Annotated in this window: 13 protein-coding genes and 1 pseudogene; 5 read left to right on the top strand and 9 right to left on the bottom strand. The window is 53.7% G+C overall.

What is annotated here, in order from left to right:
• Positions 1 to 32 precede the first annotated feature (32 nt).
• The 8 genes and pseudogenes from N5098_RS14450 to N5098_RS14415 form a co-directional block, all read right to left on the bottom strand.
• Positions 33 to 2,942 (bottom strand): helicase-related protein, encoded by a 2,910-nt coding sequence (locus N5098_RS14450; protein WP_267638591.1) that lies wholly within the window; start codon positions 2,940 to 2,942, stop codon positions 33 to 35.
• 6 nt (positions 2,943 to 2,948) lie between these two features.
• A complete protein-coding gene (gene pglZ, locus N5098_RS14445; protein WP_267638590.1) occupies positions 2,949 to 5,099 on the bottom strand; it encodes a BREX-5 system phosphatase PglZ in 2,151 nt (716 codons plus the stop codon).
• A gap of 2 nt (positions 5,100 to 5,101) precedes the next feature.
• Positions 5,102 to 9,319: a BREX-5 system adenine-specific DNA-methyltransferase PglX gene (gene pglX / locus N5098_RS14440; RefSeq protein ID WP_267638588.1), complete on the bottom strand. Its 4,218-nt coding sequence runs from the start codon at positions 9,317 to 9,319 to the stop codon at positions 5,102 to 5,104.
• 318 nt (positions 9,320 to 9,637) lie between these two features.
• Positions 9,638 to 13,453, bottom strand: a complete 3,816-nt coding sequence (locus N5098_RS14435) for a hypothetical protein (protein WP_267638587.1) — start codon at positions 13,451 to 13,453, stop codon at positions 9,638 to 9,640.
• Positions 13,450 to 14,040 carry a BREX protein BrxB domain-containing protein gene (locus N5098_RS14430; RefSeq protein ID WP_267638586.1) on the bottom strand — a complete coding sequence of 197 codons (591 nt, stop codon included), beginning with the start codon at positions 14,038 to 14,040 and terminating at the stop codon, positions 13,450 to 13,452. Before N5098_RS14430 ends, N5098_RS14435 begins: the two co-directional genes overlap by 4 nt.
• On the bottom strand, positions 14,037 to 17,792 hold the full coding sequence (locus N5098_RS14425) for a DUF6079 family protein (protein WP_267638585.1): 3,756 nt from the start codon (positions 17,790 to 17,792) through the stop codon (positions 14,037 to 14,039). The genes N5098_RS14430 and N5098_RS14425 overlap by 4 nt, the downstream gene beginning before the upstream one ends.
• On the bottom strand, positions 17,792 to 18,631 hold the full coding sequence (locus N5098_RS14420) for a BrxA family protein (protein ID WP_267638584.1): 840 nt from the start codon (positions 18,629 to 18,631) through the stop codon (positions 17,792 to 17,794). Before N5098_RS14420 ends, N5098_RS14425 begins: the two co-directional genes overlap by 1 nt.
• A 200-nt stretch (positions 18,632 to 18,831) precedes the next feature.
• Positions 18,832 to 19,552 (bottom strand): annotated as a pseudogene (locus tag N5098_RS14415) (transposase); the annotation flags it as partial.
• Between the two features lie 327 nt (positions 19,553 to 19,879).
• Here N5098_RS14415 and N5098_RS14410 point away from each other — a divergent pair.
• Entirely contained in the window at positions 19,880 to 20,557 is a 678-nt protein-coding gene (locus tag N5098_RS14410; protein WP_267638583.1) for a GIY-YIG domain-containing protein, read from the top strand.
• A gap of 156 nt (positions 20,558 to 20,713) precedes the next feature.
• Positions 20,714 to 22,798, top strand: a complete 2,085-nt coding sequence (locus N5098_RS14405) for a pentapeptide repeat-containing protein (RefSeq protein ID WP_267638582.1) — start codon at positions 20,714 to 20,716, stop codon at positions 22,796 to 22,798.
• A 16-nt stretch (positions 22,799 to 22,814) separates the two neighbouring features.
• On the opposite strand, the gene N5098_RS14400 is transcribed toward N5098_RS14405, so the two are convergent.
• Complete coding sequence (locus N5098_RS14400) at positions 22,815 to 23,282, bottom strand: hypothetical protein (protein WP_267638581.1); 468 nt, start codon at positions 23,280 to 23,282, stop codon at positions 22,815 to 22,817.
• Positions 23,283 to 23,514: 232 nt separating this feature from the next.
• On the opposite strand from N5098_RS14400, the gene N5098_RS14395 reads away from it, so the two are divergent.
• From N5098_RS14395 to N5098_RS14385, 3 genes are all read left to right on the top strand, one after another.
• Positions 23,515 to 24,471, top strand: a complete 957-nt coding sequence (locus N5098_RS14395; protein ID WP_267638580.1) for an ADP-ribosylglycohydrolase family protein — start codon at positions 23,515 to 23,517, stop codon at positions 24,469 to 24,471.
• Entirely contained in the window at positions 24,468 to 25,004 is a 537-nt protein-coding gene (locus N5098_RS14390) for a hypothetical protein (protein ID WP_267638579.1), read from the top strand. Before N5098_RS14395 ends, N5098_RS14390 begins: the two co-directional genes overlap by 4 nt.
• Before the next feature lie 267 nt (positions 25,005 to 25,271).
• A complete protein-coding gene (locus N5098_RS14385; protein ID WP_267638578.1) occupies positions 25,272 to 25,637 on the top strand; it encodes a hypothetical protein in 366 nt (121 codons plus the stop codon).
• Positions 25,638 to 25,706 lie beyond the last annotated feature (69 nt).

Below are 25,706 nucleotides of genomic sequence, written 5' to 3'. Positions count from 1 at the left end.
TTTGAGGCAGGGGGTAGTTCAATACTGCCACTCTAGATTGGGAGAGTCAAGCAGAGATTCTCGATATCTGGAGCAAGCGAGATGACCTGTGCTTTTCGATTCAACTCCTGCCGGCGTTGCTCGATGCGATCTTCTAGCTTCGAGAGTCGATCCCGCTGTCCTCTGATCGCGATATCCATGTCCGTCCCTGCTTCTGCCTTCCGCTCGTATTCGGCAATGAACGTCTCTATTCGTTCCCGTTCAGACTCCGCATAGGCCTCGAGATCTTCAAGTTCCTGTTGTGTCTCTTCGCCCCTCCGTTTCTGGAGTTCGTCACGACGTGACTCGACTCGTTGGCTGATATATCGGTCGGCGGACGAACGCATTTCACCCTCGTTTTCTAGCAGAATTCGAATCGGCTCTTCATCAGGAGAACCTTTGATGCTGTTTCCATCGACGACGCGCTGTCCGAGACGCTCTTGCGGATCGTTATGTGCTGCATCGACGAAGACAGGGAGTATCTCTTCACGAATCACTTCGCCAGTACCGTCCTCAAATCGGACTCGATAGTTGTAGGTGATCCCTGGATTATCGACAAACGGGAGCATCTTGAGACCAACAGCACCCTGTTCGCCGTCGAGGACTTGCTGCATCAATTCCTGGACCAGCCGTGCATCCGGAGAGATGTATTCGATGTCATCGTGATCCATCGCAAACTCTCGATTGAATGTGAACGGACCATAGGAGTTGTCACTAGCAGATTGACGGAGTTGGTCTGGTAACTCGGCTCGGAACAGATTCGTACCGGCTTTTTCGACATCGCCACCCAGTGCCGTAATCCCGCGCTCGAAGAATTCTCGGATGTCAGCCTCGCTGCCGTAGACATCTTCGGATTGATCCATCACTTCTTGGATCTTCTCTCGACTCTCCTGGTCGAAGGTACTCGTGTCGACGAGACTGCGCTCGTGCCACTCCTGGAGCGTCCGCTGTCGTTCGTCGATGAGTTCTTCAAGTTCCTCTTTCGTCGCACTCGCTGGTTCGTCATTCCGAATGGACTCCATGATGAGCGAGTCCACGTCGATGTCGTCGAGCATCCCAAGGACATCAGCAGTGTTCCCGAGCTTCCCCCGGATGTTCTCGACTTTGTCCTGGAGCATCTCGAAGATCTCACCTTCGCGAGTGTCCTCAAACGTGAAGTTCCACACCTTCACTTCCTTGTCCTGGCCGTACCGATGGAGGCGACCGATCCGCTGTTCGAGCCGGTTCGGATTCCACGGGAGCTCGTAATTGACCATGATGTGGCAACTGTGCTGAAGATCGATCCCTTCGCTCGCCGCGTCAGTCGCGAACAGTAGTCGAGACTGTCCGTGGTTAAACTCGTCTTCGATCTTCGCCCGGTCCTCTTTGTCAACGTCACCGTGGATGGTTAGAATCTCGTCGGCCCACGGTTCGTCCTTCACGAGTTCGAGAATGTAATCGAGCGTGTCTCGGTACTCAGTGAACAGCAGTACCTTCTCGTTTGGATTCTCCTCGAGTAGTTGCTGGATGTACCGACGGACTTTCTGGGCCTTCGAGTCGACAGGAATTCCTTCGGCGAGGGAGACAAGGTCGCGAAGCGTTTCGATCTCCTCTTCGAGTTGGGCGTCACTCTCGGTAATCGTGAGTCCTCCAAGTTCTTCCTCGGCCTTTTGTTTGTCATCCTCGTCGAGGTCTTCGCCTTCGAGGTACGCCGAGGCTTCTTCGGAGAGCGAGGTTGCAGTGGATTCCTGGTCGACCAGGTTCGCCAGCCGGCGGCTTAGGGTGGCTTGGATCGCCCCAATACTACTCACGAGGCGCTTTTGCATCAGGGCCATCGCAAACCCGACTGCGGGCTCATTGAGCTGCTCCGAGCGATTATAGACATGTTTGACGTACTCAGTGACTGCCTCGTAGAACTGCTTCTCTTCGTGAGTCCGCTCGACAGGTATCGTCCCAACTTCGCGATTGGGGAAAATTCGTTCACCGTTGTCGTCGTAGATCGTTTGCTTGCCCCGACGCATCATCACGCGGTCGACGGCCTCTTTTGAGAGTTCTTGATCTTCCGCGACGAGGAACGGATCGATGTATTCGACGAGAGAGCGGAAGGCTTCCCCCTTGCCGTCGTGTGGTGTTGCACTTAGGAGAAGTAGCGAGTCAGAGTTGTCCGCAACTCGGTCGACCATCTTCGAGGTCTTGCTCGGAGACTCACCACGCTTGGCCGCTTTGTGCGCTTCGTCGACGACGACAACGTCCCAGAACGCATCGTCGAGGTCATCGCGGAACTCTTCCTGACGTAGGAACGCCATGCTCGTGACCATCTGCTGGTGGTCCTGGTTCCAGATGTTCGCCTCCTCACCGAGCCGACGGCGCTCGCCCTCAACCCACTGTCGGTCGCCAGGTGTCAATGAGATATCGAAGAAGCGGTCCATATCCCGAATCCACTTCTTCTGGAGATGTGCAGGAACGACGAACAGCACTCGATCTGCCCGATTGCGTGCGGTGAGTTCTTTCAGGATGAGTCCCGCCTCGATTGTCTTCCCCAAGCCGACATCGTCGGCGATGAGCGCTCGCTGGCGGAGCTTCTGCATCACCCAGTTCACGCAGGCCAGTTGGTATGGTTCCAAGCGAACAAGCGAGTTCGAGATACTGAGTAGTTGCCCCTGCTCGTGAGCAATCTGAAGTTGGAGGGCCTGAGAGCGTAAGTCGAACCACTCAGCAGAGACAGCGTCGTGATCTGGATGCAGTTGTCCTGCAGTTGCGGGATCGAGTGCGCTAAGTTGTTCTCCCTTCGGCTCGATGTTCACGTCGTCGATGCAGACGGTCTTCACACCGACGTTCTCGACGTAGGCTCTGAGATAATGGAGATCACCGACGGAGTACGTCTTGATGACCTCGGCGGGCTGATCGTTGAGGAGGATTGTGTCTCCGGGTTCGAGGTCATTCATAGATGGTTATTCTTGCGCAATCGTGACGAAGTTCAGGACGAACTCCTGAGGGAGGACGCCACCGTGGTAGAAGCGGGCATCCGGGAGTCCCTGGTTCCTGAAGCGCTGAATCGGGTCGGTCAGGATGCTAACTCTGGCATCGTCGTCGAGGTAGCCCAGGTGTGTGTCTTCGTCCAACAGGACCCCAGGGGCGTCGTCGTCGAGGTCCGCGCCGGCGACCCACCGGCGAGTCACCTTCTCGGCGTTGCTCGATGGGTATAGATCGTCGATGTCGACGTGCCGTGGGAGTGAGACGAAGCCGTGATCTGAGAGGATGTACGCACGGTCCCACTCGCCTTTCCGGAGCTTCTCGGTGATGATCCGGGAGATAGCGTCGATGCGGTCGCTGAACAGCTCCTCGAAGTCCGTGAGTTCCTTTTCGCCGGTCTCGTCGATATCGTTCCAGTAGTAGGCGACGCGCGTGTTGCTCCAGCCGACCTCGTCATCGGCGTCCTGCATGATGTAGCTCCAGCCATCGTTCTCGAGAAGCGTCTGTCGGCGGTGATTCGTGATCTTGCGACCGTTCCGCTCGGGAAAAAGTTCGCCGTCCTGCAGTTCGATGTTGAAGCTAAACTTGCTACCGGGGGTGAGGGCGGCCTTCCCGAACTCAGTATCTGAAGGTAGCGTACCAATCCACTTGCTCTCGTCTACTTCGAGCTGGGGGAGGTCACGTCGGATTGACTCTGCGAGTTCGTGTGCGAGGTCGAAGCGCAGGGCGTCGACGATGAACAGCGCGACGCTCTGCCCACTCTGGAGATGTTCCTGCTCCTCAGCGAAGAACTGATGGGCGTGGTTCTCACCGACGAACGGTGAACCGGCTTCGATCTGGTCCTCGACGAGGTCACCAATGTCTGTGAGGTACTCAAGATATCTGGATTCGACCAACGACGAGCGGAGATCTTCGAGTTTCGCTGTTGCAGGATGTTCTTCTGGAAGGACAGTTTCCGGCTCGCCAGAGATGATGAGGTTGAACACGGCGTTGTCGATCTGCCACGTTCCATCCTCTACGTCGCCGTATAGCTCCACGACATCGCTAGTATTACCTGTTTCTTCCCAGGTTTCGAGTTCGTTCGCGAGCGTCGCGATGTCGATGGCCTGGCCCCAGAGCCTTGTCCACGAAACGTCGCCGTAGGTGGCGTTAAGGCGTTCGTAGCGTTGTTCCGCTTGGGTTGCACACCCTTCGTAGTCGCCGGCGTTGAACGATTGCGTCCACTCGTCCCAGAGGCGGTGTTCGAGTGAGGCATCGACGGGGCAGTCAGCGAGTTCCCACGGGTCGTCGTATGTGCGAAGGACGTCGTGCCAGAATCGGTTCTCTGGGTTGAGATAGATGCGAGCCAGTTCCTGCTTGCGTTCGGTTTTGCTCAGGACAGAGCGGAGTTCTGGTCGAGAGACACCGAGCCCACTGTTGGATTCGGGCTGGTACTCCTGCGGGAACAGGGATTTGTCCATCCCTTCATCGACAAGCCACTCCGCGACAGCCCAGCGCCGCGTTCGTTCGACGATAGTCTGCGCATCGCTTTCGCCGTCGACGGACGCGACACCCTTGTCGGCCAGTAAATCTCGGATCTCGATCAGATCGTCTTTTTCGGGGAGATTCTCCGTCCCATGTTCGAGGACGAACTGAACGGGGTCGTCGTGTCCGTCGAGGACGATTTTCGTTTGAAGACCCTGGAGAGACGGGAGGCCACCTTCGCCATTGAGTTCTTCGTAGAGTGTCTTGGCGACCTTCTCTCGGTCATCGGCGTCCTCGTATGCTGTCCGAATCGTCGCCGCTTGAAGCCGGTCGTTTTCGAAGCAGCGAACTGCGAGCTTCCCGATATGCTGTTCGATTACGTCGCCGGTGTGTTCAACGTCTTTGAACCAGTCGACGTCGTCGCTACTGGGGTGTGGAACGTACCAGACGGTTTGGTCTCGTGGTGCCTCTGCGCGGAGTTCGAGAGGCGTCTGTTCAGCGGCTCGGAACTCACAGCCGAGTTGGTGGCTGGTGTTTCGGACGATGTCACGGAGGTAGCCGCCGTCGTCCCACCAGAGGATGACGGGATCATCGTCTGCGGCTTGGTCGATAGCGTTCTCGATTGCGCCGTGAGCGCACTGTGGGAGTGTTTTGGTTGCTGGCATGATTACAGGACGTCATCCTCCACAGACTCTGGAACGATTTCGGCCTCTGCGAGCGGAGTGACGTTGATCTCGACACCATGCTTGTGGTTCGGTTTGTATCCGGCGGTCGTGATCTCCGAGAGTGCGCGGTCGCTCCAGTCCGAAGGAATCGCTGACGAAAATTCAGCACAGTCTTCGGATATGGATTCACCCAGTTCGATATACTCGTAAAGATCACTCGCAAGCTGCGAGATCAACCGTTGTCGCCGTGAGATGCCAGCGTCGTCAAGACGAGCCTGATCGGCCTGTTCGAAGCCGTCGAAGTAGTACGTCATGTAGAGGATGCCGTTGCTCGCGAAGTGCTGAGTCCCGAGGAGGTCGTCGGTATAGTAGTCGAACAGGTCGTACAGATGTGCTTCGACTGGCTGATCTGAATCTGCCGCGTAGGCGTCAAACGCCGTCTCAAGGTCCTCCAATGCGTCAATCCACTCCTTACGTAGGTTTTCGACCTTCTCGTAGAAGTTCCCGGTGAACAGTTCACCCATATCGACATCCTCCATCGCGTCAAGTTCGTCGACAATCTCGAGACGTTCTTCTGTTCGACGGCGGAACTCGGCGACGCGGTCGGCGGCCGCCTTGGCGGCCTGCCGCTCCTCGGTCGACCACTGTCGGGGATCGGACTGGACAAGTTCGGCTAGTCGATCCTCGAACACCGCGATTTGTTCGATCCCGCTCTCACACCGAGAGTACTCTTCGGTAGCCTCGGCCTGCTCGCTTGCCGAGAGCGAGTCGTCACTCCGGCGTCGATTTGCGGCGATGCGGCGCTCCCGCAGAAGATTCTTCCGTGGCTCGAGATAGCGGTTCTGCAGGCGGTCAAAGACCCCCTTGTCCAGTTGGTGGTAGTCGACCAGACAACCGAACCCTTCGCCTTCGGGGTCCGAGACGAGACGCTCGGTAGTGAACCGCCAGAGAACCGGCGTTCGGTCGAACGTCGAAACGTGGTAGTCGAAGAGGTCCTGTTCAAGCCACGTCCGGAGGTTAGGGTACGCCTCCGCAGCCGCGCTCTGACTCCCCAGTACCTCGTCGACTTCGGCGAGCCGGTCAGTTGCGTGTTTCCCCCAGATGCGTTCGAATTCCGATTCAATGTGGGCGAGGAGATCCTTCTTCCCGTCGACATCGGAAAGTGGAATGATGCCATCATCAGCGTTGTCGACAGCACGGATAGTGAAGTGGAGAAGAAGGTCTTTAATTTGATTGGGAAAATCGTCAGAGGGTTCCGTGATAGATTCTGGATCGTACTCTTCCTGAACACGAGGGGTTTCATTCGTCCGCAGAGTAATTTCGTCAAAAATAATTTCTTTACTTTCATCAGTTATACCAAAACAATTAAATACTGATCTATCAATTTCTCTCGCGCAACGCTGTAATTCACCTTCGATTCGCTCTAAGTGTTTGCTTGCAGCAATAGCGATCCGCGAGACGGGCTCATCCGTTGAGATGTTTTCTGTAGGCGTATCAAGTGTCGATATATTCATGATCTCTCTATGTGGATGATCACTGTATATTGGATGGACACTCCCTGTGTCAATCATATCCAAGAGAATTGGCCCAGAATAGTAGGGAGAAGTAAAATCATACTGTCGTTTAGAGATTAGGTGGCCGACGACCTCGTGAGAGAGTGCCTCTAATTCATTTTTCGACTCTAGCTGTTCATTCCAAGGTACCTTCGAGACATTCCCGACTTCCCAGTGTCGCTCTGGGGTCTGGCAGAGCATTAGATACGTCATTAAGTGGCTATTAGCGTACGCGAGCGCGTGCCAAGTACTATTTTGAGGAATGAACACGTTCCCAGCGTGACCGAAGATAGACGAGGGATGAAGATACCCAAATCTCCGCCCACTCGATTTCATATATGTGTATGTTAGCGCCTCTGAGAAGTAGTACTGAGTATTCTGTGGCCTCGAACTTTCCCATCGCTTAATCTCTTCACCGTCCTCACCCCATCCAAGAGCAAGGTCAACGCTGGGGAGTATCCAAGCATCTTCTCCACCTTTTGCAAATGGTACCCAGAATCCAGTTTTGATCTCCCAAAACTTTCGAGTGAATCTTTGATCGTCGCCTGTCTGTAGTCCGACTTTCACATTACCAACACTTTTTCGATCTACCCGACCGTTTTCAGCATCAAATACGGTTTCTGCCGTGTAGAGATGGCGTAGCTCTATTGGTACCCAGTAGGAGAGTGGACTTTCAGGAATTAAATTAAATTCAGACAACTCTCTGTGGTATTCACGTCTGACTTCACCAGTTGGGTTATCAAAGAACGCAGCATGTAGGAAACCTTCCTCTTTCTCGGCGGCATTAAGATCGTGAAGACGATAGAATACTCCGGCTGCATCTTCAGAGATTCCGCTTCCGCTCCGAACGATCGTTCCTGCGGTTCGAACGGTAGCTTTGTCAAGAACGTCGTTCCCGTATTCAGCTAAAAAGTCAAATGCACCGATTTCGCCGATCAGATCCTCTCGGAAATCGGTGAAGCTGCTTTTATACATAAATGATCTCTGTACGATCATCCCGATGCGGCCAAATTCTTTGGAGAGATTATTACATATCTCAAAGAAATTGACATAATATTCGGGCGTGTAGGTGTAGTGCTCCTTCACGTATTTGCTGACCTCCTTTGGCATACGTCCACTTGCCCCATAAGGAGGATTCATCAGAGAAACATCATAATCCTGCGTCAGCACCACCAGCAGATTCAGGAAGCTTCTGAGATTCTGCTCGCCGAAGGAATCACTTGTCCGATCTTCGACGGCTCGACGGAGAGTCTTTAGGAACGAATTCAGCGACTGGTGAGCACCCCCGTTGTAATCGCTGAGTTCCGCTTGATTCTTGCTGGAGTCGAACGCTTCCTCCAATGTTCCACTCACATCCAACAAACTTCCGAGCGCTTCGGTGTGCTGGAACGTCTCGATGACATCGTCCAGTGCTTCACGGAGGTCGCTGCCCTCGCCGGTAATCTCGTCGAGCACATCGGTGGCCTCCTCAACCTCGGCAACACGGGCATCAGCGCAGACGATTCCGACGTTTGGCATTTCGAAGTCACCATTTTCCGCCTCCGTCCGCGTTCGGGCCTTCAGATACAGATTGAATGCCGAAAGCTGGCAGGAGCGCAGGTCGATGTCGACACCGTAGAGGTTGTGTTCCAGCACCTGCGCGGGAATCTCTTCGCGGTCGAGATCAGTCTCTGCCCACCAGATACGCTCCAGAATGTCGAAGGCATACAGTAGGAAGTGTCCACTCCCACAGGCCGGGTCGATGACACGAAGTTCCCGTGGGTGGTCAAACTCCGGGGCATCGCCCGGTTCCTCGTCCGGGATGAGGTAAGTACAGAGTTCGGGAACGCTTGGTGCGTCTTCTGGGGTTGCAAGGCGGTTCTTCCGCTCCTCAGGAGAGAGTGCCTCGGGCTCGGGGATAGTGTCCTCCCGGCCTGTGGCTTCGAGGTAAAGTTTCCCGAGTGAGTTGTCCGCGAGCATCCGAACGACCCAGTGGGGAGTGTAGAACTGGTTCGCAGGGCCAACGTCCTCGGGCTCGAGAGTGTTCTTGGCGTCAAGCGCCTCGACTACTGGGCGGTTGTAGTACTCGTAGATCCAGCCAAGCACATCGTCGGCACGCCAGACGTCATCGGGAATCTCGTCGAGCATCCCACAGAGTTCTTCGAAGGTGTCGTCGTCGGGGTCGATGAGGCTGTAGGCAGATGAGCGATCGAAAAGAATCTCGATCTCTTCGGCGAGGGTGTCACACGCGCGATGGTACGCTTCCAGAATCGCTTCGTCCTCCAGCAGAAAGTCCTCTGTGCCATCGGTAAGTGGCTCTGCTGCTGGAGTCAGGCCATTCTCTTTGAATCTTGTTACCTCCCTATCGACGAAGTCACGGACCTCCATACAGCGCAGCGCAGTGAGTCGGTTGACAATAGTGTAGCCGACTCCCGTGACGTATTTTTCGAACGCCTCATCCCACGTGTGACCGTCGACGCCCTCGAGTTCGATCGCTTCGACGAGTTGCTGAAGCTCCTCGTCGACCTCCTCCGTATCTTCCGGCTCGTCATCGAGCCCCTTCTGTTTGAGTTGGAATCGAACATTGTCCTCGACTCGTTCACGAAGGTTTTCTACGACGTCTTCGAGATGTTCACGTTCAGCCTTATCCAATTGCGCCTTCTGTTGAGAGAGTGAATCGTCTTCCATGGAGCGTAAACCAGTATGCCAACAACGACTGACAGTAGCCTCTTATAAATTGCTAATTATCAGATGCAATCACATATCCAAGAACCCAGCTTGGATTTCGTTCTTGGGACTCATCCTGAAAGTTACTGTCTACGGGCTCGACGCAATCATCCCCTTATTATGAAACTGAAGACGGTGCTCTTGCTTCCCCAGGTGATTATCACCTGAGAATTTTCAACGATGAGGATGGCGAATTACTGACAAAAATACGATTGGTCGTAAGCTAACTCCTAAATATTCTTACGACCCAATATTATGCTCCGCGTAGTCATCTGCTGATTACTTCTCGATCAATATGATACTTCCATCGTCAACATCGTCTAATGCATCCCTAACTTCCCGGATACGCGCCAACAATTCTTCCGCTTCGCCAAGGAGTTCTGTCGCGCGCTCCTCTGTCGGGCGGTCATTTTCGTCGACTAATCCCGTCACATCGTCAGTGACAGAAGCGTTCGGAAGCTCCTGCCGAAGCTCTTCGGCAACGCGCTGAAGTTCCGCCCAAGCACCACCGCCCGTTCGCGGATCCCTCGCTTCCTCGATGAGCTGCTGAACTCGCTGAAGCGATGGCGGTCGCAATGAATCCAGCACTGTTGCGACCGACTCCGTCGTTGGAGACTCCGAGTAGTTTGCTTGGAGATCATCGTGAGCAGCCTGTAGATCTGACCACGGGCTCGGATCACCATCGAGAAGGTCACGAACCGTTTCGTAGTCCTCGGCCTGCTGGCACGTAGACGAGCTAACCAGCTCCTCTTCCGTGATCTTATCGTTGCTCCAAGCGACCTCGAATACCGACCGTAAGTCATCGAATGAGACACCGTCAAACGTTGCTGTGCCATCTGCGAGGAGAGTCTTGACTTCCGACTTATTCTCACGGAGCCAGTCAGTCAGCTCTGAACAGATTTTATCTGGATCTGTGGTGTCGGTGTTTTTTCCAGTTACTCGACGGTACTGCTCGGAAAGTTCGTCAACCCGGTAGCCAGTTGCATCCGCAAGGCGTGAAGTAATAGTCGACTTCGTCGGAACAGATCCACTCTCAGCAGTTGTCTGCATCCGGTCCGTGATCGTCGCACTGGGATACCACTCCTCGAGCAATTCGAGGGTCTCGGTGAACTGCTCCCAGAGCGTTTTCTCTCCATCCTCTGCGGCGAAGAGTTCACAAGCGTCAGCGAACGTCTCAGCATCCGATTTGACGCCATCCTCAACGAGGTCCGAAGTGGTAATCTCGCCACCACTGTACGCTGGCGACAATGCGCTTTCGAGTGCATCCAGGGACACATCGAACTCGCGAGAGACGCGCTTAAACGTTCGTTTGACAAGGACGCTGTTTTCGTCGACCCAGGTAGCGAGTTCGTTGACCCATGCGTCCGGGTCGTCGCCTTCCGGGTTGTGACCGAGGATGGTCGACACGACCCTGCGGATTTCCTTGGGATTGATCGTATCGACGCCGAACCGCACCTGCAACGAGGTGAGACCGCCCTTCGTACGCACCTGGCGTCCGATCGCTGCTGGGTCGGTCACGTAGTCGGTGTCTTGTTTGAGAGCAACCTTCTCGTTGGACGTTGCGAGTGTGATGAGCAATGCTGCGATTGACTCCTGGGGCGTCCCTCGATAGTCACCGTTTGCAGTGCGGGTTTGCTGGAGCAAGGTTTCGACGTCAACTGCACTCTGTTGTTCGTATTCGTCGATGAACTCCCGACACCAGCCACTGGTACCGATTGCCCGATTCGAGGTATCTACGCCCAACATGACTTCATCGCTATCGGCCAGCGGCCAATCACCGCTCCCTCTGAAGAACTTCGCTAATTCCTTCGCATCGTCGACCTCCACGAGTGGGCGGGACAGGACCTTCCGAGTCGACCCAAACACGGACTGAACTTGGTCTTCAACGACTTCTTCGAGGGCACTCGGACGCTCACCATGATACTCGTGAACTGTGTGGACTGATGCATTCTCAAGGAGATCAGTCACTGAAGACTCTAGCTGACGTTTGTCGGTTCGATGTTCTCGTTCGAGTTCCTCATGTGTCTCCGTTTCATCGCCGAGGACTTTCTCCATACCGAGGACGTTCCGAATCCTGTCGAGCGTTGTTTCGGGCACTTCGATTGCGATGAGTATGTGTTCTCCACCAGCTCTGCCGTCGTTTACGTCCTTCCACGTGTCGACTTGATCAGTAACCGTCTCCGGATCGTCTGCCAGCACCCGGATACGCACGGCATCGAATTCCGTCGTTGGAGCCCGACCGACTGGGTCGAGAATAGAGTACTCGTACCGGAGCGGGACGAGCCGTTCGTCACCGACATCCTCCTCGTGAAGACTGGTATCGCTCCGGAAGAAGCCGTCGTTCTCTCTGAGTCGTGTCTCTAACCACGCGGACAGCTGATGAGGTGAAATCTGTTCGGCTTTGGTCTGGGCTCGGCTGAGAATACTTTCTTGTTCTTCCGAGACAAGCGTGTATACTTCGTCACCTTTGTCGTTCGTTTCCGTGAGCACCTTTCGCTTATCGACGAGCGTGTTCAACGCGGACTCGGTCTCTTCGACGCTTTCATCGACAGAGGAATCGACGTCGTCGAACATCAGCCGACCCAGGTTCTCCGGTGTTGCTGGAACAGCTGGGGTCTGGTTGAGGAGGTACAGAGCTTTCGATACGCGGACCTCCCAGGCATTCTCATCGCCGTCAAATGTCGGGATCAACGTATTGTCCAGCATCTCCTGCACCCACAGCGGGACATACGTCGTCTCCTCGACAAGGAGGTCGAACAGTTCGTCCCACGTGACGAGAGCACCCTCCTCGGCTGTTGCCCAATCGAACTTCGTGAACAGCGACCGAACCAACACGAGCAGCGCTCGTCCCTGGATGTAGTCTCGATTCGTCTCTCTCCCCTGAGTGATCAACTCCTGCATCACCTTTCGGAGCAAAGTGAGATCGTACTCGCGGAAGGGATACGACTCAACCGGATTCGGATCAGCGCTGCCGACTGGCGAATACGTTTCCAGCGACAGATCGGGCATCGATGAAACGAGTGATGATACCCGATCACTGCCCGAACTGTCCTTCTGCAACCACCGTTTCCGGACAATGATCTCTGTGTCTGCGCCTTCGAGTGGGATCTGCTGGTGTGACCAGTGATCGTCCGACGGCTCACCGATGAGGCTCTCTCGTGTTGCTGGCAGCGAATATTGGCCGGTCGTGACGACGACGGGGTTGGGACCGTGTTGAAGCGCTTCCATCGTCTCCTCGAACTCGCGGTAGCGATGGCGACTGTCACCGACGAATAGAGCCACCTCGTCGAGACCCAGGAGGAGTTCCGTGTGTGGGCCGTCTTCGTTCAATGCTTCAGTAACCGTGTTGACCCGGTCGACCAATTCCTTCGGATCGAAAGATTCGCGATCCACCTCCGATTTCGCATTTTTGATAGAGTCACTGACCCCAGCAGCGGTAGCGAGTGGCGTTCCGCTTGTCTCGCTGAGTCCTGGAAGAACACCTTTGAGCCACTTTTGTAGTCCTCCTCGATCCTCGAGAACTTCTTCGAACGACATCTTGTCGCCCCGTATGTTATACTCCTCGGTTTGAAGTGCCTCCCAGACACCGTCGTATTCCATATCGACGGTCCAGACCCACTCGAGCAACCAATTCGGGTCTGTCGGATAGCCGAGTTCACGACCGATCGCCTCAAAGATGAGGAATGGGAGCGGCGGTTCTTTCGAGGCGTCCCGATCAAGGAGATTCAGGAAAACTGGCTTGAGTCGATCAACGTGTGAGTCGTCGATCGAGCGAGCGAGGTTGTCGAATCCGGGCCACTGCTGAGCGAGTTCATCACCCAGATATGCGAATTCTGATTCACTGTCTGCGACGAGTCCGATGAGTTTCAATAGGTGGGTTTTCCCCGATCCGAAGGTCGCATGGAGATAGAGAAAGCGTGCTGCTTCTCCGGGATGGGTTTGAATGACCTCTCCAAGTTCTGTGAGCACACGCTTTGCACTTTCAGTCTCATGGAACTCTGCGACATCAGTCTCAGCTTGCTCTCGTGCATTGATTTTCTGGACTTCTTCGAGTTGCCGTGTTGGATCGCTACGAAATAGCTCTTTGATACTCATTGTTGAAGATGCACCTCCAGAATCCGCCCGTCAATTTGATGTGCTGGATAGTAATGCCGTGAGTTGCCGCCGAAGAAACTCAATTTCCCGCCGACGACATCGCCGGGGAACGGAATTCCAATAGTGGACCTGACATTGCGACGGTCGAGTTCATCAAGGAGTTCAGACGCACGGGTGAACGGATAGAGACTCCCTAGGTTAAGGAGCAATACGACGTATTGTTGCGTTTCCAGTCCGTCGTCGTCAATCTTGTTCGTAATCATCTCCTCGACGAGTTCCTCCGCCAAACGATCTTGCATCGTCTCTTCAATACGCTCAGCAGTCGTCTCGCTACCCAATGCGACCGAGAGATTGTAGACCTTCGTCTCCGGGAGGAGTTCGTCGAGCCAAATCGGTTGGACCGTGACCTCCTTGTCAACATTTGGGGGTTCTCCTGTGCCCGTCGCCCATTCACTGAGTCGGTCTGCAACCCTATGTTCGACTGATGGATCGACCGCTGCGATCACGAATGGATTTCGGATTCCAGCTTGTCCATCAGCGAACGTACACAGCTTCTTTTTGAACGCGAGATATGGAGAGTCAGTCATCGGATGATCACCCCCGAATCAGCCTGCTCTACGTCCAATTCTCTGCTCTCAACGAGACGTTCGAGGCGCTGATCAATTCCCTGTCGGTCGTCCGGGAGAACCCCGATTTGATCCACATCTTCGGGTGTCCGATCGTCGACGATTGCAGAGAGACGATCAAGTCTAGATTCGAGTACGCCGATGTCATCTTCGGTAGCGTCTGTTCGAGGTTGCACACCAGCGATATTATCTGCCACCGAGGCCAGCGTATCTTCGTCATCTGAGTCAAGTGCTGTGACTGCCTCGTCTACGGTTTCGTACCAGCTTCGAAGCTTACGAAGCGGCGTGATGTAGGTCCGCTCGAAGGCGACATGCACACTCGACGGGAGTTCCGTTGCAGGAACAACCCACGGATGTCCCTCCAGCCGCTCCACGAATGTAGCGAGTCCGTGCTTATCGACGTACTCGTTCCAAGAGCGTTGGAGTTCGGCGCTACAGTCGGTGGCAGTCTCCCCAACCAGGACTTTCCACCCATCTGTCGTCCACCAGCTCCCATCGAACGCATGGAGAGTATCACGCTGCTCCGCGACCAATGACTGCGCCTTCTCGTCGATCCATTCGAACTCACTGTCGCCGACTACCAGCTGAACGTCGTAGTGGTAGAGCGATAGGAGCCGTCGATTCCAGACATCTACGACTTCGTTGAGCCATTCCTGTCCGGCGTTAGTCTGTTCAATCGCATCCCCAAGTCCGTCTCCTTGGGACCTGACGACGGCAAGACGGTCGGAGGTTGCATCGATGCGTTCTGATAACTCGTCGACGAGGGCGTCAAGCAAGCCAGCGACAGCGTCCGAATGGATATCCGTGTCTGCAACCAATTGGACGTCCTCTTGGAGACCAGTGAGCGCAGAACGGAGCTGTGTATTCGCTTCCTGGAGATTGATAAGTCCATCAGCGACTGTCTCTGTGGTCTGCTTGAAATCACCCTCTTCGAGGAGATTACCGATCGGCTCACGCGGAAGGAGTTTCAGTCTCGTCGTCGATAGCTGGTTTTGCTCGAGAACGACTTCATTTGCGAGCGTGTTCCCGTCTTCGTCGACAGGAACAAGCCGACCTTCTCGACAGAATCCCCAGATGATAGCACGCAATGCAGGGCGGGCCTCATCGTAGAATAGTTTTTCATCAGCAATTCCATCCAGGACCGTATTCATATTGAGACCGTCCTCTTTGTCCTTCAACTGCCGGCCAGTGAGCGACAATACATTTCGCTGAATGCTTTTCTTTCCGTGGCTCGCGGATGGATCTGAGGAGGGGACCTGTATTGTATGCGCCCATGCTGGGAGCGGATCTTCAGTGGAAAGCTCGGCGAGTTCTTGCAGTCGGTCGTCGGTCACTTGGAGCATCATCGGGTGGAAGTCGTCCGGATATCCGACATCGACCGCAGTTTGTACTGCTTTCGTGAGAGTCCCGATGTTCGTTCGATCTTTCACCGTGTAGGAACCGCTCTGCATCGCGCTGACGAGTTTGCTTCTGACAGCACTAGCCCGCCGGTCGAGATCTCGTTCAACAGCAGGTGGGGCAGTGTGTGTCGAGATCGCGTCCCGAAGCGCCCACCACTCGACGATGTGCTTCCGAAGGTCGTCGAGTCCGTCAGTATCGATCTCCCAGTAAAGAGTTTCTTCATCCCCATTGTCTGGCGAATAGCTTGGATGAACACCCTGCACTGCAGTGGAGACTTCTAGACCTCCCTTGGCTTCCCTGGTTGTCTCGAACCCAACACCGTCGAGACTAAATTCATATGCGACGGGATATTCGTCACCGGATTCACTATACGGAACGGACTCCGGAAGGGAAAGATCCTGCATAATTCGCTCCCAGAGATGCTCGTCCAATGCGTGGAGAATAGCATCCCAGTCTGGATCTTCCTCGTTTGCCTCGGTCTCATCGTAGATGAGTCGCTCTTCTTGTGTGGCGAACCGGTATCTGGCACCAGATTCGTCTTCAGTCGGTCGGATGAATTTCTGGAGCCTCCCCAGCGATTCTTCGACTCGGTTTTGCGTGCTAATCCACGACCGACCGTTGAGGTCAGACATCACGGAGACGGCGATGTTCCCCTCGTTCAGTGGGACGATATCGTGGACGTGCTGCAGCAACAACACGGCTTTCGCCACGTCGAGATCGAACGCTTTCAGATTGCCATCTGCGACTTCGTCTGCAATACTTCTCCCTCCCTTTTGCGACCTATTCTCCTCACCCTCGTCATCGTCGGGTAGCTCTCCGATAACTCGAACGTCTTTTTCGAGGGTCTCCTCCAGCTCTGGTTTGATCAGTTCATAGAAATCGACCAGCGTGACGACGTGGTCGGGATATCCGTTTTCAACCCAACCCTGGAGGAGATTGTGCATGAGTGCAAGAATCGCACGCGCAGTCCCCGAGAAGATTGATTTTGCGGGGTCAGGGGCTTCCTGTCTGAGATTGAACAGTATTTCGAGGAACAGAGGAGCGTGATAGGGAAGGAATGGATAGAACTCAACGAGCTCTTCATCGTCGATGCTGTCGAGTGGCGGTTTCGTATTCTGCTTGATTTCGTTGTAAACCAGGGATTCGGTCGGTTTTACCGAGGCCTCCTCGAGTACCTCACGAACTCGGGCCTCGCCTTGGTCGGACTTCTCGAACAGACGCCGCTTTGCGATGTTGCCAACGTGTTTACTGGGTAGCTGGTAGCGGTGCGGGAAACGGTCTTTGACGATACTAAAATCGGCTCCGTGAGCGGCAAATTTCGGTTGGACGTCTTCAATTTTGGCTTGTGCTGTCGCGACGAGTTGAATATCGCCATCGCCGATATCATCGATGTTCTCCGCGAGCGTCTGGAGTTCAGTCAGGCGCTCGAAGTCCGTCCCAATAAAGAGACTCACCTCGTCGAGAAGCAACACCAACTTCACCGGTGTCCCTAACTCTTCCTCCCGTTCTTCACGCAGTTGATTCAGCCGTGTCACCACTTCTTCTGGATCGATATCCGAGGGTCTGAGGTCCGTGTACCCATCACGGGTTTCATTCACCTCCTCGAAGAGTTTTGGTAGAACCACATCCGCGAGCGCATTGTAGCTCTGGATATCCTTCCACAGGCTTTCCGAATCCCAGTCGTACCCATCGCTCTCGGCAGTGACTGTTTCAAGCACCTCTTGTGCACGAGTCTGGCGGTTGGGCCATACATCGGTCGTCCGGAACCACTTCTCGAAATAGGCGACATCAAGCTGTGAGGAGAGTCCATTCGAGATTTCGTCGTCAACACCAGTCAGATCGGGGTCCTGATGAGCGTGTCTGAGAACGATCTCACTGAAACTCCGCTGCTTTTGCCCCTGGTATTTCAGAAGATTGATCGAGACGGGGATGACATAATATTCGTCGTGGATATTCCGCCAATTGTCACGCAATTGGTCCACACTGGAATCCTCTGTTACTTGCGTAAGGTCACCCCAGACATCGTTATATTGTCCTTCGAGCCAATCGGTATCAAGCAATCCGTCGAGGACAGTCAGAAGATGGCTCTTTCCGCTGCCGTAATAGCCGTAGAGCCAGTAGTTTGACCCAGTACGCATATCATCCGCCTGGCCAAGCATCCGGTCGACGAAGTCTCGAATGAAGCGTTGAGAGTCCGACGTTACGTGATATGACTGCATTGCGCGCTTGCGATGATCGCGTTCATCCCTGTCGATGCGGACCGATTCCTCGAAATCGTCTGGAAGGTCTTCAAACCAACTCGCATCGACCATCAACTGTCACCTCCATTTTGAAGCCACGAATACGTTTCTTCACTGGGGCGTAAGTCTAGATCTCCGTGAAGTTCGATATATTCCCACGCGGTGGTGTTTGCAGCACGGTCGAACAGTTCTTCCCAGCGTTGCTCCGGTTGGAAAAGGTATAGCAATCCTCTAGGGGCTGTAATCCAGTCTTCATCACCCGTCTCAAACGAATAGTCCAATGCGACAAGAAGTGGGATAGTTCCTACTGACGAGGGATCTCCTTCTACCGCTTGTTGTCCATCGAGAACCCCGATTTCACGCATAACAGATCGAATCCCTTCGCACCACCGTTCCGTCGTCGATTCTGCATAATCAAAGCTGCTGCCATCGGAATAGGTGAGGTTGCTAAGGATTGTTGAGAGAGTCTCGTTCGAGAAATCCAGTGGATTTGGCTCACCCCGAGCTAAACGAGCACTGTACTCGTGGACGACGTACCGAACCAAGGCATCATCAGAAATAAGATACAGATAGAGGATTTGTGCCTTGTCTCGGGTCGTGTCACACTGGTCAAACACCTGGGGAAGAACACTCGGTTTCGGGAGAGTTGTCGGTGCATTTTTGAAACGCGATGTCAGTACCCGGAAAATTTTCTGGGAGCTTCCCCGTGTGCTCCGATTCGAGAGGCGCTCGTTGAACCAGATCTCTTTTACATCGTTCCAGTTCCCTTGGTCTGCATAGAGCTGAGCCAGTTCCTCAGCCCGATCAACAAGGAGACCGCACATCGTTAGATCCATGTTGACCTCGTCTGGCGAAAGTTGTCCAGACAACGATGAGAGAGGAGCGTCACCTCCATCGGATATGAGGGTCATACGTTGGTAGACTAAACCGACCCACTTTATATTTGGTCTACGCCCCTCACTGGAGGATTATTGGTGAGTTATCAGTGGTAGGGGGAAAGGATGGGCGGTTGCCCCACCCCGAAAAAGCGCCATTCCACACAGGACGCTCCTTTTCGGGCGTCGAATCCTGAATCTGTCGCAATAGATAGTTTGCACTCATTTGTCTTTACTTAGGCTTCACCTCTCGGTTGTGTGGCGGTAGAGAGCGTCTCTTGCAGTATCGGTCGTTGCTGGTGGATTTTCTGAGCGTCTTCGATCAACCGCTCCAGCAGTGGCGGTGGCGAATAGCCGAGATACTCGCCGAGTTCAGAGAGGGTGAGTTGGGCGTGCGACCGGAAGATCGCCGCCCTACGCTCGGGCGGAAACACGATCTCATCGTCAGTTCGCTTGGTGACCAGTGCCGACAGATTACAGTTTACTAACAGCGACAGCAACGCTGCGTACAGCAGAGTCTCCACGATGTACGTCTTGCTCTTATCGAACTCATCTAGTTTGTACTGCGTCTTCAGCTCACGAAACAGCAGTTCTACCTCCCACCGACATCGATAGATTGTCGCTAGACTGCTGGTAGAAACTCTTCTCTCGGGTGATCTGTGATGTACAGATGTAGTCGTCGGCGTCCGGAACGAGGACGCCGACGACGCGGAACGTCTTGCTATCGTACGATTGCGTGCCCGCGTACTCGCGTCGCTGAAACGTCGCTTCGACCTTCACATCGATGTACTCTCGGTGGTGGTCGTCCACGACATCTTGGATTTGCTCGTCTGTTAAGCGAATGGCGTCGCCACGCCATTCCCGTAACTCCGCCGCTATCTCCGGGTTGGCGTTCGGCTTCAGCCGGCTCACGAACTAGCCGTCGTTCTCGTCAATCAGCGCAAAGCGGCGGTACTTGACAACGAAGTATTCACTGCTACAGATTAGCGGATGAATTTATAATACAAAACAATTAATCGTCTTTAGCTAAAGCTCCAATCGGGAGACAGCGGCGTAATAGATCCAGATTCAGATTTGGAGGGTCGAGAGCTACTTTGGCGTCTGATATGAACAGCTGTTACACCGATCAGCACTCTGCCAGAGCAGCCTTCACGCGGCTTGTCCAGCGTAGCTAAAGACGAATGTACAAAACAATTTCATGTCAATCCTCGGCTATCGTGTGAATTTGAGGAGATCCAAATTCTATTTGAAATATTTAATACGTTCTAACTATATACCTCAAATATGGGTCGAAAAGAAGATATAGAGAGACTTTATAATCTGCTTGAACTCTTGGAGGAGCGTGTGAACGGAAAACGAAAACTCAAAAATTGTGATGGCTATCTGAATTGGCCAGATCAAGGAATCTATTTTTTCTTTTCAAATACAGAACGCGAAGAAACAACCCAACAAAGGATAACTAGAACTGGAAAATCGGGTGATTTGTGGGACCGCTTATATCAACATCGTGGACCATTAACTGGGAACTATCCAGGAGGGGGCCGTCATCGAGCTTCACGATTTCGTTTACACATAGGAGAAGCGCTGATAGAACGAGATGGGTTACATTCTGATTTTCCGGAGTGGGGCGCCGGGGATTCTGCTGTTCCGGAAACACGGGATGAGGAGCAGTTGCTTGAGGAACAGGTGAGTAACTATATACGCGAGTTGCCTTTCTTGTGGATAAATGTCAATACTGCCGAAAGTCGAAATTATCTTGAGCGCAATCTTATCGCATTATTGAGTAATTTTGAAAAAGAAGCAATTGATCCGAGATCATCAACTTGGTTAGGGAAATATAGCCCAAATGAGAAAATACGAAAATCTGGGTTATGGTGCGTTAATGATGTCCACAAAAAATATGATTCGGATTTTTTGGATGAGCTTGAGTCACATATTCTCAAAACTACTCCCGTGGAGTAACTCAGAAATCCAGATATACTGACTACAGTCAATTAGAGCAAGAACCCAAGTGCGGAAGGCGCATTTTTTGATCAACAATCTAATGTGAGGAATTAAACCCATCGAATACATTCGAATTGAATCCAGCTTTATGTAGGTAGACAATCAATTCATTCTATGGTTACAAACAAACAACAACAATGCTCATACGAGTACGAACACCTAACAGAGACAGAACCTGCCGATATCATCTCACTATCACGCCCACCGGAGACCGTCCAGTGTCCGCACACTCTCCCGGCGGCAGATGTCGAAACGTGTCTGTTCCATGGCGTCGACAAGGAGTACCCGCGGGAGAAGGCCACTGAATCGTTTCTGACAGCTCTCGAAGAAGGCCCAACGCACAACAGCTTCGCTGGCGCGTACCTGCCCGGGCTTGACCTCGCTGGCGAGACGATTACGACGCCAGACGAACGCCCACTCGATCTGCGGGGCGCAATTATCGACGGGGTCGTTGACCTTACTGATGCACGAATCACCGTTCCAGTGATCCTCGATGGTGCAACAATTATGCAGGAACTCAAGGCGGAGAATACCGTCTTCGAGGGTCCAGTCAGTCTTGTCGACACCGCACTCCAGAAGGGATTGTACTGGCAGGGTGCAACCGTCAAGGGAGGAATCGTCGCCAACAATGTCGACGCTCAATACGTCGACTGGCGTGATGTTACCGTCGAAGGACCGGTGACCTTCGAAGATGGCTCGTTCGCGTCTTCGCTCAAGTTCGCGCGCGGTAAGATTGACGGCCCATTCGTCCTCGCAGGGACGACCTTCGACTGGCATATCGACGCAACGATGCTCTCTGTTGAAGGTGACTTCGACACGACTGGGATGACGGTTGACGGGAACGTTGACTTCGTGGGTGTATCCATCACTGGCTCGCTTGCCCTTGAGAAGACACACATCGGTGGTGAGCTCAACTGTGATCACATGGTGGTCGGCGAAGACCTCCAAGGAAGCAAGCTGACAGTTGAAGAGAGTGGACAGTTCGAAGACGTGCGCGTCAAAGGGGGACCAGTCATTCTCGATGGAGCTGAAATCGGGGGGAAAGCCGACTTCGCGTCGATGGTGATCTCCAATGGACGCTTCTCAGCGACAACGGCGGTCTTTGACGACGAAGTCTGGTTCACACACGCCGAAATCGCAGGAACTGCAGATTTCTCGAATGCGACACTGAACGGCCCGGGGCACCTTCGGGACGTCCACTTTGAGAGCGATCTGCAGTATCAGAACGTTGACGACACCGAGACATCAACCTGGATGGCTGGCACAACTATCGAGGGTGACCTGGACTGTACAGATACTGCGTTCGAGCACTTCCAGTTCTCCGCAACAGTCGAAGGAGATGCTGACTTCACCGGCACAGAGTACAACAGCCAAGCACTGTTCCGCTCCAGTACGTTCGAGGGACAAGTCTGGTTCGACGACACGCTGTTCACCGGCACCCCCAACTTCTCGAAATCCCAGTTCACGGATCAAGTTTCCTTTGACGACGCGGAGTTCATGGTTGAGCCGACTTTCGAGGACGCTCGGTTCGCGACCGACCCAACGCTGGAGGAGGCAGAGTTTCTCACCAACATTGACGCGAGCGTTGAAGAACGCTATCGGCGGTGGGAACTCGTTCTCGTGCATCCGGAATCGCTCGAAAACACTAACCTCTCTGTCCCCGTGACTGCAGTTGGCCCAGATTTTTCGGTTCCGATTGCACTCACACACTTGGCAGAAGAGGTTCCTGGGAAGACAAAAACGTTCCTCGATGCCCTTGGTGAGATTGAATCACAAGAGTGGCACGAAGTTATGGATGATGCGCTCTCAGTAGCCCGGACTGCCGCGACACAGGTAAACGACCCGACCAGCAGCTGGCTCGTATTCGGATTCGAACTTATCGATTCAGAATCGAACTCAGCTGAATTTCTCAGTTCAGCCAAGCTTGCAGGCGTTTACGAGCGCGACGAGGGCGAGTTTGCGTTCAGCCACCTCGCGACTGATCTGGCAGACCTTGACTATCTTGTCCCAGTTCCTGTGACTGATGCTGCCTTCGACGCGGGAGCAGGCGTCGCAACCAGTAGTGAAGTTCGGAAGGCAATGATTCGGCATGAGCGGGTTCGTCTTCGTGAACTTCTCGAAGGTGGATCTTCCGAGACGGAGAAGTCTGATGTTCATCGTGCAGTTGTCCCACTATTGGTCGGTGCAGGCGACCTCTAGATGCTGCAGTCACCCCTTATGAATGCCTCTCCCAACAGTCGCGGCAAAGCATATCAGCCTCAACTTCCAATAGGGGTCGCTGGGGTGTGAGAACGTCGCGGACGGAAATTTCATCTGCACACACTTCACAGGAGATTGTCGGGGCGATAGGCGTCTCCTCCGGCACCCACCATGGCAAATTGTCAGCATCGACAGTCTCTGGCTTCAGCGTCCAATTCGGGATGGGATCGGGATTACCGAGTAGATCCTTCCCGAGTTGTTCGACACCATCCGCTGTCACTCGCATGCTACCAAAGGCATACCCTCTGTAATCGATGCGATACACCTCCTCTGACTCCTCAATGACAGCGACGAAATCAATCCCGTCTCTGATGATGTCTGGATCAGTATGGTTGTACCGCAGGTGAACACCCGGTAAGTCGCCATAGAGTTCCCGCTCCTCAATCTCGATTTCTTCGATGATGTGTTCCTCGTCAACGAGCATATGGCTACTTCAGTGACCAGGTGGAAAATTGTAGTGTTATTTAAAAGACGGAATACAGGTGATTTGCTTTGGTCTGGCAATCAGCCTCTAAAGACTCTAAAGCATATGTCCACCCTCTCCAATGACACTCAAAGAGAACTCACGAGAGCTCAGTTCTCACCTACTCTGGTGATGTGTTCCGGTAGCTAAATTGTGTCTGACTCGAAAGACCGATACAAGAGGGTACCTCGAAATGGATGGGAACAGAGCAACAGGACTCCTGTTGGGACTGGCTTGTGGTGATGCGCTGGGCCGCCCAGTTGAGTTCAAATCAACTGCCGAAATCAAGGGCGAACACGGGGAAGTGACGGAGATGCTTGGTGGTGGGACACACAAGAAGCCACCAGGCACAGTCACAGATGACACGGAACTTGCGCTGTGTATTGCCCAGAGCCTCGTCCAGTGTGATGGGTTCAAGCCAGCAGACGTCGCTGAACGGTTCGTCGCCTGGTACGACAGCCATCCGTTCGACGTGGGGTTGATGACTACCGAGACATTGCGTCGTCTCAAGCGTGGCGATGACTGGGACACAGCGGGGCAGACCGTCTGGGAGTCCCGTCCCGAGGGACAGAACGCTGGCAACGGCAGCGTCATGCGGTGTGTCCCCTACGCGATAGCATTCCAAGACGACCCGAAGCGACTCCAAGAGATCAGTCAAACCTCCTCAGCCATCACACATGCAGACCCGCGCTGCACGTACGGCTGTGCTGTCCTGAATCGGACGCTGGCAAGCCTCCTAGCTGGCGATCTTGATCCACTGGACTCTGCGCTTAATAATGTTGCTGGGGACGCGCCACAGGAACTACTCGACGCACTTCGACCCGTCCCAGACGACATCGATCCGGCGACACTCCAGTCGAGTGGCTACGTGATTCATACGCTCCAGACTGGTCTCTATCATGGACTCACAGCTGCCGATCCGCAAGAGGGGATTATCAAGGCGGTCAACATGGGTCGTGATACGGATACCGTTGGGGCAGTCACTGGGGCGGTCGTCGGCGCACGGTTCGGTGCGTCAGCTATTCCGGACGACTGGTGCGAGGAACTAACAATCGATACCAAGCACAGAACAGTGCCAGAGTGGTGGCCAGCAACACAGCCGACTGCTGAGGCCCTTCGACAGTTCGCACAGCACCTGCAGGAGCTATGAGAATCGAAACGCCACCGCAAGCGAGAGAACTGCACCAACCCGAGCAGAGTGCTACCGGGCGGACGGTCTTCGCGTTCGATCGAGACGATACAGTCGATGTCAACCCACCACCATGTGATGATCGTGAGGCAGTCCCGCTCACGTGGGTCGCTCATCTCGCCCACCGGACAGACCACATTGTATACGCAACAGGAAATCAGCTCCTCAAACGCGAGGCGACGATTCCAGGGACGACCGAGATTCTCGCCGCCCATCCGGCATACGAATGGCCCGACTCTGAGTCGTCGGACCAGCTGTATCTATCACGCCAAGAGCAAGTCCGGATGCTGGGCGAACTGTATGACAGTGCCCACCAGCGCATCGTTGTCGACGATGTAGATCTATCCGAGTTGGACGACTGGACACACTACTATTCCTGGGACTTTGTCCCCGAGGCCCGGAAGGGCAACATCGTCAGCGACCTCCCCCCTACTGAGCCTCGGGATGAGTTGGACAAGTTCCTCAATCCACAGGTACCGGGAGAATACTGGTAGTCGATTACCCCTGACAGCAAGTAGCCGTGATTACACACTGTGTCGACCAGTTCAACCTCAACGAACCATACAGCTGGTTCGAGAAACTCCTCTGTAACAATGTATCGGGATGAGCGAGGGTTTGATGCCCTGTGAGAAATGTACCATTGTTATGATGAAAATTGTGTTATACGACTCGCACAAAACTTACGATTAAAAATGGATGATTACATGTAATCTATATATCACACGAAGCCTTTTAAGTTACTAATATATAGGTTTGATTGAATGAAAGAATCCGACTCTGACCGATTCGAAACCAAACGCCAGGCACTAAACTCACTCGCCGACAACATCGGACCAAGCGAGTTGCTGAAAAAACAAGCTGCATTTGAATATGCTGCGCCCTGGGGTGAAGTTGCACAAGAGGCCGTCATAGACCGGACAAAGCCATTCAAAGACTACCGTGCTGTTCCATATTCAGGCACTGACCCGAACGACTTGATGATCGGTGCCAATGAACTCCTCAAAATCCTTGTAGAACAAGAAGGCGAAGAACCTCAGACAGCTAATTTTGCAGGTGTTGGCCTAACTGCAGAAGTAGAATATAACGAGAATGTAGAACTAATTCAAAACATCCTGAACGACACCTAACGAATTATCAATAGCGCGTATTCCTCCTGCACTGGCATACGCAGTTTGTTTTCAATTGTGTAACATGCT

The sequence above is a fragment of the Halovenus rubra genome (assembly GCF_026586665.1).
In the GTDB taxonomy this organism is placed as follows: domain Archaea; phylum Halobacteriota; class Halobacteria; order Halobacteriales; family Haloarculaceae; genus Halovenus; species Halovenus rubra.
This window is presented reverse-complemented; position numbering and strand designations above follow the sequence as displayed.

Excerpts from the sequence above, each read along its gene's own strand:
- N5098_RS14450 (WP_267638591.1), bottom strand. The coding sequence starts at position 2,942 with ATGAATGACCTCGAACCCGGAGACACAATCCTCCTCAACGATCAGCCC.
- pglZ (WP_267638590.1), bottom strand. The coding sequence starts at position 5,099 with ATGCCAGCAACCAAAACACTCCCACAGTGCGCTCACGGCGCAATCGAG.
- pglX (WP_267638588.1), bottom strand. The coding sequence starts at position 9,319 with ATGGAAGACGATTCACTCTCTCAACAGAAGGCGCAATTGGATAAGGCT.
- N5098_RS14435 (WP_267638587.1), bottom strand. The coding sequence starts at position 13,453 with ATGAGTATCAAAGAGCTATTTCGTAGCGATCCAACACGGCAACTCGAA.
- N5098_RS14430 (WP_267638586.1), bottom strand. The coding sequence starts at position 14,040 with ATGACTGACTCTCCATATCTCGCGTTCAAAAAGAAGCTGTGTACGTTC.
- N5098_RS14425 (WP_267638585.1), bottom strand. The coding sequence starts at position 17,792 with ATGGTCGATGCGAGTTGGTTTGAAGACCTTCCAGACGATTTCGAGGAA.
- N5098_RS14420 (WP_267638584.1), bottom strand. The coding sequence starts at position 18,631 with ATGACCCTCATATCCGATGGAGGTGACGCTCCTCTCTCATCGTTGTCT.
- N5098_RS14410 (WP_267638583.1), top strand. The coding sequence starts at position 19,880 with ATGGGTCGAAAAGAAGATATAGAGAGACTTTATAATCTGCTTGAACTC.
- N5098_RS14405 (WP_267638582.1), top strand. The coding sequence starts at position 20,714 with ATGGTTACAAACAAACAACAACAATGCTCATACGAGTACGAACACCTA.
- N5098_RS14400 (WP_267638581.1), bottom strand. The coding sequence starts at position 23,282 with ATGCTCGTTGACGAGGAACACATCATCGAAGAAATCGAGATTGAGGAG.
- N5098_RS14395 (WP_267638580.1), top strand. The coding sequence starts at position 23,515 with ATGGATGGGAACAGAGCAACAGGACTCCTGTTGGGACTGGCTTGTGGT.
- N5098_RS14390 (WP_267638579.1), top strand. The coding sequence starts at position 24,468 with ATGAGAATCGAAACGCCACCGCAAGCGAGAGAACTGCACCAACCCGAG.
- N5098_RS14385 (WP_267638578.1), top strand. The coding sequence starts at position 25,272 with ATGAAAGAATCCGACTCTGACCGATTCGAAACCAAACGCCAGGCACTA.